This is a genomic window from Streptomyces sp. NPDC001822 (assembly GCF_042892135.1).
GTDB lineage: Bacteria > Actinomycetota > Actinomycetes > Streptomycetales > Streptomycetaceae > Streptomyces.
In genome coordinates, this window is the sequence record NZ_JBIATW010000007.1 from 49352 (window position 1) to 61371 (window position 12020).

Here is a 12020-nt window from a genome sequence, read left to right on the forward strand (position 1 = left end):
CCGACCACCTGCATTGTTGAGGTTCGTGTGTCGCTGCCACCCCTGGTCGAGCCGGCTGCCGAGCTCACCGTCGATGAGGTCCGCAGGTACTCCCGCCACCTGATCATCCCGGATGTCGGGATGGACGGTCAGAAGAGGCTGAAGAACGCCAAGGTGCTCTGTGTCGGCGCCGGCGGACTCGGTTCGCCGGCCCTGATGTACATGGCCGCGGCCGGTGTCGGCACGCTCGGCATCGTCGAGTTCGACGAGGTCGACGAGTCGAACCTGCAGCGTCAGGTCATCCACAGTCAGGCCGACATCGGCAAGTCCAAGGCCCAGTCGGCCAAGGAGACCGTGCAGGGGATCAACCCCCTGGTCAACGTCGTCCTTCACGAGGAGCGGCTCGAAGCCGACAACGTGATGGACATCTTCGCGCAGTACGACCTGATCGTGGACGGCACGGACAACTTCGCCACCCGCTATCTGGTCAACGACGCCGCGGTCCTGCTGAACAAGCCGTACGTCTGGGGTTCGATCTACCGCTTCGACGGCCAGGCGTCCGTGTTCTGGTCCGAGCACGGCCCCTGCTACCGCTGCCTCTACCCGGAGCCGCCGCCGCCCGGCATGGTTCCCTCCTGCGCCGAGGGCGGCGTCCTCGGCGTGCTCTGCGCGTCCATCGGCTCCATCCAGGTCAACGAGGCCATCAAGCTGCTCGCCGGCATCGGCGACCCGCTCGTCGGCCGCCTGATGATCTACGACGCGCTGGAGATGCAGTACCGCCAGGTCAAGGTCCGCAAGGACCCCGACTGCGCGGTCTGCGGCGAGAACCCCACCGTCACCGAGCTCATCGACTACGAGGCCTTCTGCGGCGTCGTGTCCGAGGAGGCCCAGGAGGCGGCGGCCGGTTCCACGATCACTCCCAAGCAGCTCAAGGAGTGGATCGACGGCGACGAGAAGATCGAGATCATCGACGTCCGCGAGCCGAACGAGTACGAGATCGTCTCGATCCCCGGCTCCCGGCTGGTCCCGAAGAACGAGTTCCTGATGGGCAACGCCCTCCAGGACCTCCCGCAGGACAGGCGCATCGTCCTGAACTGCAAGACCGGCGTCCGCAGCGCCGAGGTCCTCGCGGTCCTCAAGTCCGCGGGCTTCGCCGACGCGGTGCACGTCGGCGGCGGCGTCATCGGCTGGGTCAACCAGATCGAGCCCGAGAAGCCGGTCTACTAGACCGGGCACGACCTGCGAGGGGCCGGCTCCCATCGGGGAGCCGGCCCTTCCGCGTGCCCGCCGGCCGTGTGTCCCCGTGCGCGGGCGGAGTCCCCGCTCCCGCTCCCCACCCCCCGTGTCCTGGGGGCGTCAGGAGCAGGTGCGTCCGTCCGCCGGCACCTCGCCCTCCAGGAAGTAGGCGTCGACCAGCGAGGTCACACAGGTGCTCTCGCCGTACGCCCCGTGCCCCTCGCCCTTGTTGGTCACCATGACACCGACCCCGTCGCCCAGTTCGTCCGCCATCCGCCGTGCGCCCTCGTACGGCGTCGCCGGGTCGCCGGTCGTGCCGATGACCAGGATCGGGGAGGCGCCCGGGGCCGAGGCCTCGGGGGTGTCGTGCTCGCCCTCGACCGGCCACCCGGCGCACCAGCCGGCCGTGTCCCAGGCGAGGAACGGGCCGAACACGGGGGAGAGCCTCCGGAACTCGGGAAGCAGTGCGCGGGCCTCGGCGGCCGTGGGCCGCGCCCTGCTGTCGGCGCAGGAGATCGCCCGCTGCGAGTGGTTCTGGGTGCCGTAGTGCCCCTTCCCGTCGCGGCCGTTGTACGAGTCGGCCAGTTCGAGCAGGCGGTCGCCCCTGCCGCTGTTCTCGGCCTCGTCGAGCGCGGCCGTCAGTGACGGCCAGCCGCTCTTGGAGTAGAGGGGCGTCACGATGCCGGTGACGGCGAGCGATTCGTTGAGCTCGCGGCCGGAGGAGGTCGGCAGCGGATCGGCGTCGAGCCGCCGGAGCAGGGCGGCCGTGCGGCGGGTGCCCGCCCCGGGGTCCTGGCCGCTGTCGCGGAAGTAGTTCTCCAGCGCCCGCTGGAAGCCCGTCGCCTGGTTGCGGGCGTGGCCCACGGAGTCCGCGGTCGGATCGACCACGGCGTCCAGCACGACCCGCCCGACGCGCCCCGGGAACAGGTGGGCGTAGGTGCCGCCGAGCTCCGTGCCGTACGAGATGCCGAAGTACGACAGCTTGTCGTCGCCGAGCGCGGCGCGGATCAGGTCCATGTCCCGGGCGGCGTTTGTCGTGCCGACGTGCGGGAGCACCGTGCCCGAGAGACGCGCGCAGCCCGCGCCGAAGGCCGTGCCGTCCGCGACGAACGCGGCCTCCTCGGCGGACGTGTCCGGGGTCATGTCGATCTCGCGGTAGCTCTTCTCCTGCTCCTGGTCGTCGCGGCAGCGGACCCCCTCGCTGGCCGCGACCCCACGCGGGTCGAAGCCCACCAGGTCGTAACGGGTGTTCAGCTCCCTGTACGAGGCGGCCGCACGCGGCAGGATGCCGACGCCGGAACCGCCGGGGCCGCCGAAGTTGAAGAGCATCGAGCCCAGGCGCTCGCTCTTCCTGGTGGCCGCCTTGCGGATCAGCGCGATCCCGATCGTCCTGCCGTCCGGGTCGGCGTGGTCGAGGGGGACCCGGACGGTCGCGCACCGCCAGGCCGGTCCGGGCGTCTCGCGGCCCTCCGGGGCCCCGCATCGCCTCCAGTCCAACGGCCGGGACGGCGCGGACGCTCCGCCCGTGGAGGTGTCCGAGGTCTGCGGGAGCGGTGCCTTCGCCGCCGGGGGAGACGCCGGGCCGCCGTCGCAGCCCGCGAGCAGCGCCGTAGTCAGCAGTGCGGCGCAGGCCGTGGCCCCGGCTCCGCGGGCCCTTCCGCGTGCGCGCATCGGCCGTCCCCTCCCCGTCCCCGCCGGCGGGGACGGGGCTGTGCCGTCCACCGCTGTCAGGTCGTCCAAACTGTCAGCCGTCCAACGAGCGGTCACCCGCAGACCGTTCCCGACTCGGGCACCTCGCCCTCCAGCAGGTAGCCGTCCACCGCCTTCTGCACGCAGGCGTTGCCGCCGTTGTACGCCCCGTGGCCCTGACCCTTGTAGGTGAGCTCGATCCCGACGCCCTTGCCGAGTTCGGCGGCCATCGCCTTCGCGCCGGCGTAGGGGGTCGCGGGGTCGCCGGTGTTGCCGATGACCAGGATCGGGGCCGACCCGGGCGCACTGACGTCCGGCGTCTCCCAGGCACCCGTGACGGGCCAGCCGGTGCAGGCCATCAGGCCCCAGCCCAGGTAGTCACCGAAGACGGGCGAGGCCTCCCGGAAGCGCGGAAGCGCCTTCCTGGTCTGCTCCAGGGTGAAGCGCTGCCTGGAGTCGGCGCAGTTGACGGCTGTGTTGGCGGCGTTGGAGTTGTCGTAGTGGCCGTCCTCGGAACGGCCGTTCAGCGAGTCGGCGAGCGCCAGCAGCAGTCCGCCGTTGCCCCCGTCGGCCTCGTCCAGCCCCTGTTCCAGCAACGGCCAGGTCTCCTTGGAGTAGAGGGCCGAGGCGATTCCGGTCGTGGCCTGGGTCTCCGTCAGCTCCCTTTCGCCCAGACCCGGGACGGGCTTCTTCTCCAGCTTCGCGAGGAGGCCGGCGATCCAGTCCTGGACCTCCTTGGACGTGGCCCCGGGGATCCGGCAGTCGTCGCGCTCGGCGCAGTCGGCGGCGAAGTTGTCCAGGGCGAGCTGGAAACCCTCCGCCTGGCCGAGCGAGGACTCCAGGGAGTCCTCCGTCGGGTCGACGACGGCGTCCAGGACGGCCCGTCCGACGTTCTTCGGGTAGAGGTGCGCGTAGACGCCGCCGAGTTCGGTGCCGTAGGAGATCCCGAAGTAGTACAGCTTGTCGTCGCCGAGCACCTGGCGCAGCAGGTCCATGTCCCGGGCCGCGTTGGTCGTCCCGACGTACGGGAGCTCGCCCCCGGAGTTCTTCTCGCAGTCCGCGATGTAGGACTTCTGGTCCTCGACGAAGGCCTTCTCCTCCTCGGCGTCGTCAGGGGTGCCGTCCTTCTCGTAGCGCGCGTCGAGCGTCTCGTCGTCCGAGCACTCGACGCCCTCGCTCCGCCCGATCCCCCGGGGGTCGAAGCTCACCAGGTCGTAGCGGGTGCGGAGCGTGTCGTAGTCCGTGCCGAAGGACGGCAGGGTCGCGACACCGGAGGCTCCCGGACCGCCGAAGTTGAAGACGAGCGAACCGATCCGGCGGTCCTGGTTCCTGGCGGCGGCACGGATGAGCGCCAGCTCGATGGTGCGGCCGTCCGGGTCCGCGTAGTCGAGCGGCGCGTCCATGAAGGAGCACTGCCAGGCCGCACCGCCCGGCAGGGGAGAGGGGGCCGGAGCCGTGCCCTGGGCGGCGTTGGGGGCCGGGCAGGGCTTCCAGTCGAGCTTCTGGGAGGTCAGATTCCGCGCCGTCGCGGTAGGGGCCGCGGTCGAGGCGGCGGTCGGCGTCGAGGTCCCGGACCCCCCGTCGTCGCCGTCGGAACATCCGGCGAGCGGCAGCAGCACCGTGGCGGTGGTGGCGAGGGCGGCGGCGCGCAGGGCGGGGGAGGTCCTCATGGACCCATCGTGCGGCGGGACGCTGGGGACCGCGCGGGACGCGGTCCATGCGAGTGGCGCGTCTTCGCGCGCGTGTTCTAGAGCTCCCCCTTGCGTGTGAGCTGGCTGAAGCAGATCCAGCCGGGGAGCACGGGGAGCCAGAGCGTCATCACGCGGTACAGGAGCACCGCCGGCGCCGCGACCTCCTTGGGGAGGCCGACCGCGATCAGACCCAGCGTCAGCGCGCCCTCGACCGCGCCCACACCACCGGGGGTGGGCGCCGCGGACCCCAGGGCGTTGCCCGCGAGGAAGACGACCGCGATGCTGGCGTAGCTGAGCTGGGGGACGCCGGGCCCGCTGAACGCCCGGATCGACGCGTCGAGGCAGAGGACGAACAGACCCGTCAGGAGCACCATGCCGCCGATGCCGGTGATCAGCTTCTGCGGCCGCTGCACGACGTCCAGCATGCGCGGTACGACCCCGGCGAACAGCGAGCGCACCCGGGTGACGACGAACTTCCGCAGGAACGGGATCGCGGTCACCACGAGCACCAGCACCGCGACCGTCAGCAGGCCCGCGATCACCGTCCTCGACGGGGTGAGCGAGTCCGGGGTCTTCTCCGTACCCGTCAGGTACCCGAAGAGCGCCAGCAGGAGGATGTGACAGCCGAGGCCGAACAGCTGCGACGCGCCGACACTCGCCACGGCGAGACCGGGGCGCACCCCCGCGCGCTGCAGGAAGCGGGTGTTCAGCGCCACGCCGCCCACCGCGGCGGGTGCCACGATCTTCACGAACGACCCGGCCACCTGCGCCAGCACCGTTTTCCCGAACGGCACCCGCTCGGGCACGAAGCCGAGCAGGCTCATGGCCGCGGCGACGTAGCTCAGCGCCGAGAAGCCCAGCGCCGCCGCCACCCAGCCCCACTCCGCCTGCTCCACCACCGTGCCGAAATCGGCCTCGGTGACCTGCGAGATCAGGAAGTAGGCGGCGATGGAGCCCGCGATGAAGGTGAAGAGGGTGCGCGGCTTGATGCGCTCCAGCTGCACCGGCTCGACGGGCGCCTGCGGGCGGATCAGCAGCACCTGGCGGCGGATCTGCGCCAGCATGTCCTCCTCGCGGGCCTCTTCCAGGGCATCGTCTATCGCCCGCTTCTCCGCCTGCTTCTCGGTACGGAGCGACTTGCGGACGGCCTTGCGGTCGCCGGACTCCGCGGTGTCGTGCTCCTCCGCCTTGGCCTGCTTGGCCGCCTGCGAGGCCTCCAGCACCGCCTCGCGCTCGCGCTGCGAACGCTCCCGGGCGAGCCTGCGCAGCGTCGCCCGGGTCGAGCGGCTCAGGGCGATCGGCTGGAGCAGGGGCAGGCAGTCGGCGACCGCGTCCGGGCCGAGGACCGCGAGAGCCCCGGCGACGGCTCGCTCCGCGCCCACCCGCAGCCCGGTGGTGGTCAGCAGCTGGGCGACGTCCATCCGCAGGATCAGGTCGCCCGCCGCGATCTCGCCGCCCCGCAGGTCCGTGACGAACACCGTGCCGGAACGATCCACCAGGATCGAGTCCCCGGTGAGCGTGCGGTGCGCGATCCGCCGCGACTGGAGCGCCCGCACCTGACGCCAGGCGCCCTGCACCAGTTCGTCGGTGATCTCCGCGTCCTCCATCGAGTCCAGCGAGCGCCCGCCGATGTGCTCGTACACCAGCATCACGGCGTCGGGGCCGAGCTCGGAGGTGGCGATCAGCTTGGGCGCGTTGGCTCCGGCGGCGATCGCGGCGTACGCGAGGAGCGCCTCCTGTTCCAGCGCCTGGCGCAGGGACTGGATGGAGCGGCGCTGGGTGATGCTGCGCAGGGTGAGCCTGCGCCACACCCGGTAGAAGAAGCCCTGGGCCTGCTGTTCACGGTCGACGACCGTCACGTCCAGCGGTGGCCCGTCCTCCAGGGTGACCAGATAGCGGCGCCCCCGGTCGCCCTGGTCGAGGTTGTCGTGCGACTCCTCGGTGCGCATCGCGGCCACCGGACGGAAGCCGACGTGGCGCAGACCGGCCATCAGGTGCTGACCCGTGGGGCGGACGTTCGGCGACCCGACGGCGTACAGCGTGCCGTAGGCCACCGTCCAGCCGATCAGCACGGTGAGGACGATCGAGAACGGTGTGGTGTAGCCGCCGACCAGCATCGCGAAGGCGTCGAGGAGCAGCACCACCCACAGCACGACCCGCCATCTGGGTCTGCGGGCCATCCCCACCGCGGTCATGTAGGCGATCACCGGCGCCAGATAGCCGTGCACGGGGTCGGTGAGAGCCGCCCCCGGCTGGGGCTGGGTCAGGGCGTCCCGGATCGTCCCGGAAGCCGATCTGGCCACCCAGAGGTCCGTGGCCAGGGTCACCCCGTGGGCCAGTACGGCGGCGAGGACGCCGTCCGCGATCCGCAGCCCGTCGCGTTTCACCAGCCGTTCGATCGCGAACGCGACCGGCACGAGGAGCACGGCGATGCTGGACACCAGCCCGGCGAGCTTGATCAGCAGATCGGGCGCCTGGTCCGTGCCCTTGGAGATGTCGTTCTCGAGCCCGGTGGTCGTCCCCTGCGCGAAGGCCGCGATGGAGAACAGCAGCGCGATCGCGAGGACCCCGATGAGGAGCCGCAGCAGATCGGACGGGCGGTGCACCCGGGCGGGCAGCAGCGGTTCGTCGCCCGACACCCGGTCGCTCAGCGCCGCGACGGAGGACAGCGTCGAACCCGAGGCCCCCTCACGGGGCGGCTCCGGGACGCCCTCGGCCTCCGGTGACCCGTCACGGCGTGTGCCGTCCGCGGGCTCGTCCCGGCGATCGTCCGGACGTTCGCCGGGGCTGCCGGACGGTGCTCCGGAGGAATCCGGGCGCGACTCCGCATCAGAGGCGTCCGCCGCCTTCGGTGGCTGCACGCCCTGCTCCTTCGTCGCCTCTGATGGATCTTCGTGTTCTCGTATCACCGGTCACCGCCCGCACGATGGTGGCACGGCCCGCAGACAGAGGGGGGCATCAGGGTGCATTGTGCGGGTGCGATGCGCAACACACGCCGCTCGGAGTGCGCCCGCACGCTGGGTGACCCGGGTGCCACCGGACGGGCCCCGCTGTCGGTGGCGTACGGCAGGATGGGACGGATGAGCGAAGACCGGACGAGCGGCGGGCGGACGGGCGCCCGGCCCGAGGCCCCCGAACTGCCCGCCTACGCCGAGCGGGTCCTGGACGTGGCGGACCTGATCCCGCCGGGCCACGTCATGACATACGGCGACGTCGCCGAGTGGCTGGGCGACGGAGGGCCGAGACAAGTCGGCCGGGTGATGGCCCTGTACGGCTCCGCGGTCCCCTGGTGGCGCGTGGTGCGGGCCGACGGGGCGCTGCTGCCGGGCCACGAACTGCGGGCGCTGGACCACTACCGCGAGGAGGGCACGCCGCTGCGTGGCGCCGGCCGGTCCGCGGACGGCCACCTCCCGCGCCTGGACATGCGGAGCGCCCGGTGGGACGGGACCTCCGGCGACGACCCCGGGGCCGGCGGCGACGACATGGACGGCGACGGCGACGTGGACCGTGACTGAGGCCCGCACAGGAGCGGCTGCCGGTACGGCGACGCCGCCGCACGCGTTCCGCGGGGCGAGGGCGGTCGCCGGTACGCGGGTGGCCTGCGAGGCGAAGGTGGCCACCGGCACGCGGGCGGCGTGCGGGTCGAGGGCGAGAAAGCTCACATCCGACAGCTTCGGTCATCGCGCCCCGGAGGCACAGGCGGCTGGCCGGTGAGCGGGGTGCGCCGGGTCCTCGGCTGACCTCGGCTGACGACGGACGCGGCTCTGTCGCTGCGCCGCGGCCCCTCGCTCGCGTAGCGTCGTCCGGACGCGGCACGCTTCGCTCCCTCGTTCGTTGTCCGTCACCACCGGGCCTTCACCGCCCCGGCCCCACCACTCGGCCCGCACCCTCGGGCCGGACCACCGCGCAGACCAGAACACCCACCAGGACCGGCGATCCACGTGAGCTCCTCCTCCACCACCCGGAACAGCCCGCACCGTCAGGCACGGCGGCGGGCTCCGGGCGCGTACCGGCTGGTGCGGACACCGCCGGGCTCCGCGCGGCCCCCTCTCCTGGACGCCGCGCAGCGCGCCGTGGCCGACCACCGGGACGGCCCGCTCCTGGTCCTCGCGGGGCCGGGAACCGGCAAGACCACGACGCTGGTCGAAGCCGTCGCCCGGCGTGTGGCGGACGGGGCGGACCCCGCCCGCATCCTGGTCCTCACCTTCAGCCGCAAGGCGGCGGTCGAACTGCGCGACCGGATGGCGGCCCGGCTCGGCGGCGCCCGGGGACCGCAGGCCACGACCTTCCACTCGTACTGCTACGCCCTGGTCCGCGCCCACCAGGACGCCGACCTGTTCGCCGATCCGCTCCGCCTGCTCTCCGGCCCCGAGCAGGACGTCACCGTCCGGGACCTCCTCGCCGGCCAGGTCGGCCTGGGGCGCGCGGGACTCGCCCATGTCCGCTGGCCGGACGAGCTGCGTGCGTGCCTGACCACGCGGGGCTTCGCCGACGAGGTGCGCGCGGTGCTGGCGCGCAGCAGGGAACTCGGCCTCGGCCCGGACGCGCTCGCCGACTTCGCCAGGCGCACAGGCCGCCCGGACTGGAGCGCCGCCGCGCAGTTCCTCGCCGAGTACCTGGACGTCCTCGACGCCCAGGGTGTCCTCGACTACGCGGAACTGGTCCACCGCGCCGTTCTCCTCGCGGAGCGCCCCGAGGTGGCAGCGGTGCTGGCCCGCAGCTACGACGCCGTCTTCGTCGACGAGTACCAGGACACGGACCCCTCCCAGGTGCGCCTGCTGCACGCGCTCGCCGGGAACCGGGGGAGTGCGGCCCCCGGTGGCGGCGGCGGACGGACCCTGGTCGCCTTCGGCGACCCCGACCAGTCGATCTACGCCTTCCGGGGCGCCGACGTGAACGGCATCCTGGACTTCCCCGACGCCTTCCGTCGCGCCGACGGAGCGCCCGCCCCCGTCGGCGTCCTCACCACCTCGCGCCGTTCGGGCGACCGGCTGCTGGCCGCCACCCGGCTGCTCACCCGTCGTATGCCGCTGACCCGTCTGCCCTCGGACAGGGTCCGCGCCCATCGCGAGCCGGCCGCCGCGCGGGAGGGCGGCCGTGTCGAGGCGTACACCTATCCGACGGCCTCCACCGAGCTGGAGAACATCGCCGATCTCCTCCGGCGCGCGCACCTGGAGGACGGCGTGCCCTGGCGGGACATGGCCGTCCTCGTGCGCGCCGGGGGACGCTCGCTCCCGGGCGTGCGCCGGGCGCTCACCTCCGCCGGGGTGCCTCTGGAGGTGGACGGGGACGATCTCCCCCTGCGCCACGAGCCCGCGGTCGCCCCGCTCCTGACGGCGCTGAGGGCCGTCGCGACGGCCGCGCTCCCCGGCGGGGCGCCCGCCATGCGGGAGTCGTCCGAGCCGTCGGCCCCGTCAGGGTCCGACGGCGATGGGGCCGAAAGCGACGATGGCGGGACCGGGGGCGACGGCGGCGGCGCGGGTGCAGGCCGGCCCGGCGGGCTCGACACGGAGACGGCCCTCGCCCTCCTCACGTCTCCCCTCGGCTCCATGGACGCCGCCGACCTGCGCCGCCTCGGGCGGGCCCTGCGCGACGAGGAGCGGGCCGCAGGCAACCACGTGCCGCCGCCGTCCGGCGAACTGCTGGCCAGAGCACTCGCCGAGCCCGAACGGCTGGTCACGCACAACCCCGCGTACGCCCGGGGCGCGCAGCGCCTCGGCGCGCTCCTGCGCAAGGCGCGCGAGCTCCTCGAAGGCGGCGGGACCGCCGAGGAGGCCCTGTGGACCCTGTGGAACGGCACCCCCTGGCCCGGCCGGCTGGAGCGCGCCGCTCTGCGCGGCGGCGCGGGCGGCCGGAACGCCGACCGGGACCTCGACGCCGTGTGCGCCCTCTTCGAGACCGCGGCCCGGGCCGAGGAACGTACCGGCGGACGTGGTGCGCTCAACTTCCTCGAGGAGGTCGACGCCCAGGACATCGCCGCCGACACGCTGTCCCGGCGAGCCGTACGCCCCGACGCCGTACGCCTGATGACCGCACACCGCTCCAAGGGCCTGGAATGGTCCCTGGTGGTCGTCGCCGGGGTACAGGAGGGGCTCTGGCCGGACCTGCGACGGCGCGGATCGCTCCTGGAGGCGGACCGGATCGGCCGCGACGGCCTGGCCGAGCCGCTCACCCCGGGGGCGCTCCTGGCCGAGGAACGGCGGCTGTTCTACGTCGCCGCCACCCGCGCCCGCGACCGCCTCGTCGTCACCGCCGTCAAGGCCCCCGCCGACGACGGCGACCAGCCCTCCCGCTTCCTCACCGAGCTCGGGGCCGAGCCCAGGGACGTCACCGGACGTCCCCGCCGTCCGCTCGCCGTGGCCGCGCTCGTCGCCGAGCTGCGGGCCACGACCGTCGACCCCGACGCCTCGGACGCACTGCGCGACGCGGCGGCCCGGCGGCTCGCCCGGCTCGCGGCGCTCAGCGACGACGAGGGCCAGCCGCTCGTACCGGCCGCGCATCCGCACCGCTGGTGGGGGCTGAACGAGCCGACCCGCTCCGAGGTGCCGCTGCGCGACCGGGACCGCCCCGTCACGCTCTCCGGGAGCGCCCTCGACCAGCTCGCCAACACCTGTGCCCTCCAGTGGTTCCTGGGCCGCGAGGTGAAGGCCGACGCCCCGGCGACGGCTGCCCAGGGCTTCGGCAACGTCGTCCACGTCCTGGCGGACGAGGTGGCCTCCGGGCGCACCGCCGCGGATCTGGACGTGCTGATGGAACGGCTCGACTCCGTCTGGGACGGCCTGGTGTTCGACGCCCCGTGGAAGTCGCGGCAGGAGAAGGACCAGGCGCGCGCGGCCCTGGAGCGCTTCCTGAGCTGGCACGTCATGGACCGGTCCGGCCGCACCGCCGCGGCCAGTGAGCACGACTTCGACGTCACCCTCGAAGCGGGCGAGTACGCGGTGCGTATCCGGGGTTCCATGGACCGGGTCGAGCAGGACGCCCAGGGCCGTGCCTACGTCGTCGACTTCAAGACGGGCAAGGGGGCACCGACCAGGGACGAGGTGGCTTCCCACCCCCAGCTCGCCGTGTATCAGCTGGCCGTCGGGGAAGGGGCCGTCGACGACGTCTTCGACGGCCGGCGCCCCGAATCCGGCGGAGCGGAGCTCGTGCAGCTGCGCCAGCCCGCTCCGAAGAAGGAGGGCGGCGACGCCCTGCCCAAGGTGCAGGCGCAGGAACCCCTCTCCGGGGAATGGGTCTCGGACCTGCTCGCCACGGCCGCGGGCCGGGTCCTGGACGAACGGTTCACCCCCACCACGGGCCAGCACTGCACGCATTGCTCGTTCCGGGCGTCGTGCAGCGCGCAGCCCGAAGGCCGGCAGATCATCGAATGATCTTCCCGGTGGACACCGCGCGGGACGGCGTTGTCGGTGCGTCCGGTTAGCCTTC

At 73.2% G+C, this 12020-nt stretch carries 6 protein-coding genes; 3 read left to right on the forward strand and 3 right to left on the reverse strand.

Features of this window, described 5'->3' with window-relative positions:
- The first annotated feature begins 27 nt into the window (after positions 1-27).
- Positions 28-1206: an adenylyltransferase/sulfurtransferase MoeZ gene (gene moeZ / locus ACFYY2_RS17960; protein ID WP_327114946.1), complete on the forward strand. Its 1179-nt coding sequence runs from the start codon at positions 28-30 to the stop codon at positions 1204-1206.
- Between the two features lie 129 nt (positions 1207-1335).
- On the opposite strand, the gene ACFYY2_RS17965 is transcribed toward moeZ, so the two are convergent.
- The 3 genes from ACFYY2_RS17965 to ACFYY2_RS17975 form a co-directional block, all read right to left on the reverse strand.
- Positions 1336-2886, reverse strand: a complete 1551-nt coding sequence (locus ACFYY2_RS17965) for an alpha/beta hydrolase (protein ID WP_388743564.1) — start codon at positions 2884-2886, stop codon at positions 1336-1338.
- A gap of 92 nt (positions 2887-2978) precedes the next feature.
- A complete protein-coding gene (locus ACFYY2_RS17970; RefSeq protein WP_388743566.1) occupies positions 2979-4574 on the reverse strand; it encodes an alpha/beta hydrolase in 1596 nt (531 codons plus the stop codon).
- A 77-nt stretch (positions 4575-4651) separates the two neighbouring features.
- On the reverse strand, positions 4652-7456 hold the full coding sequence (locus tag ACFYY2_RS17975; protein WP_388743568.1) for a lysylphosphatidylglycerol synthase domain-containing protein: 2805 nt from the start codon (positions 7454-7456) through the stop codon (positions 4652-4654).
- A 219-nt stretch (positions 7457-7675) separates the two neighbouring features.
- On the opposite strand from ACFYY2_RS17975, the gene ACFYY2_RS17980 reads away from it, so the two are divergent.
- Positions 7676-8110, forward strand: coding sequence for an MGMT family protein (locus ACFYY2_RS17980; RefSeq protein ID WP_388743570.1), 435 nt, complete (start codon positions 7676-7678; stop codon positions 8108-8110).
- Between the two features lie 426 nt (positions 8111-8536).
- The gene (locus ACFYY2_RS17985) at positions 8537-11965 is read left to right on the forward strand and encodes an ATP-dependent helicase (RefSeq protein WP_388743573.1); all 3429 of its coding nucleotides are present in this window, start codon (positions 8537-8539) and stop codon (positions 11963-11965) included.
- Positions 11966-12020 lie beyond the last annotated feature (55 nt).